The sequence below is a fragment of the Nocardia sp. bgisy118 genome (genome assembly GCF_057708605.1).
In genome coordinates this window covers 1-1,422 of record NZ_JBYISM010000075.1, presented here as the reverse complement: position 1 = coordinate 1,422, position 1,422 = coordinate 1, and the positions used below count along the sequence as shown (strand labels likewise).

The 1,422-nt window shown below is 66.7% G+C and carries 1 protein-coding gene; it reads right to left on the bottom strand.

Annotation, left to right across the window (positions count from 1 at the left end):
* Nucleotides 1–1,200, bottom strand: a 1,200-nt coding sequence (locus tag AC3EO7_RS37770; RefSeq protein ID WP_435593878.1) for an IS110 family RNA-guided transposase, incomplete at its 3' end; no start/stop codon positions are given.
* Nucleotides 1,201–1,422 lie beyond the last annotated feature (222 nt).

The window sequence follows — 1,422 nt, the reverse complement described above, 5'->3', positions numbered from 1 at the left end:
CGGGGCGGGTGCCTCGATGGCGAAGGTGCGGTTGTCACGTACGAGCGCCCAGATGACGTCGATGAGGCGGCGGGCCAGTGCGATGAGTGCCTGAGTGTGGACCTTTCCTTCGGCTCGTTTCTTCTGGTAGAAGGCGCGGGAGGGGCCATCGGCGCGGCGGATGCTCGACAGCGCGGCCATGTAGAACACCTTGCGCATGCCGCGGTGATACCGCTTGGGGCGGTGCAGGTTTCCCTTGACCTTGCCCGAATCGCGGGGCACCGGGGCCAGCCCGGCGTAGGCGGCCAGCCGCCCCGCGCTGCCGAATGTGGTGCGCAGGTCACCGCCGGCGTCGGCGAGCAGCTGCGCGCCCAGGATCGGGCCGAACCCGTCCACGCTGGTGATGGCCGTGGCGTGGGGGTGGTCTCCGAATCGCTCGGTGAGATGTTTGTCGAGGTCTTTGATCTCGCGGTCGAGTTCGAGCAATTGTCGTGCCAGCCGGGCGATCAGGGGCGCGGTGACCGCCTCGCCGGGCAGGGCGATGGTCTGCTCGGCGGCAGCGGCGAGGGCCTTATCGGTCATGGCAGCAACACCCCTGGCCCAGGCGCCGTGCTCGAGCAGGTAGGTGCGCACGCTGTCACGACCGGCGGCCCGCAGACCGGCGGGGCTCTGGAAGCCGGTGAGCAGGATCAACGCCGAGCGGGTGGAGTAGTCGAAGGCCCGTTCCAGCGCGGGGAAGATCGAGGCCAGCATCTCGCGCAGTTGGTTGATGCCACGCACCCAGTCGGTCATGAGGTTCTCACGGTGCGCGATGAGCACCTTCAGGTCGGTCACGATCTGATCCGGGCTGGTGATCGGTGTCAAATCGCCACGCAGGCGGGCGGTTTCGGCGATCGTGCGGGCGTCCTTGACGTCGGTCTTTCCTTCCCCGGCGAACGCCCCGGCCATGCGGTTGACCAACCGGCCGGGCACATAGACGACCGGATTTCCGGTGGTCGCCAGCAAAGTCAGCAGCAGTCCCGCCGCACCGGAGGTCATGTCCACCGCCCAGACCACCTCGACGGCCTTGGCCCGGACCCGGGTGAGCAATGCCTCGATCGCAGCCTGGCCGTTGACCACGTTCTGGGAGAACACGACCTTGCCCGTCGGATCCACCACACATGCGTGGTGGGCAGCTTTGCCGACATCGATTCCGACCCAAACCTTTTCGCGGACCTTCATCGGGCCCGACCTCCCGCTCTCACACCGAAATCCCATGGACGACCCTGCCTGCAGCTCCATAAACAGCGACGTCGCGCACAGATTTCAATCAGCGGCCGAGGGCGTCCAGAACGACGGGGCGGCCACTCCTTCGAAGCCACCCAACGGCAAGCAGTGATCAGCCACACCCCGCGTCCTGGGCATCCAGGACATCCGGTCCTGAACACCTACAACCTTATGGAG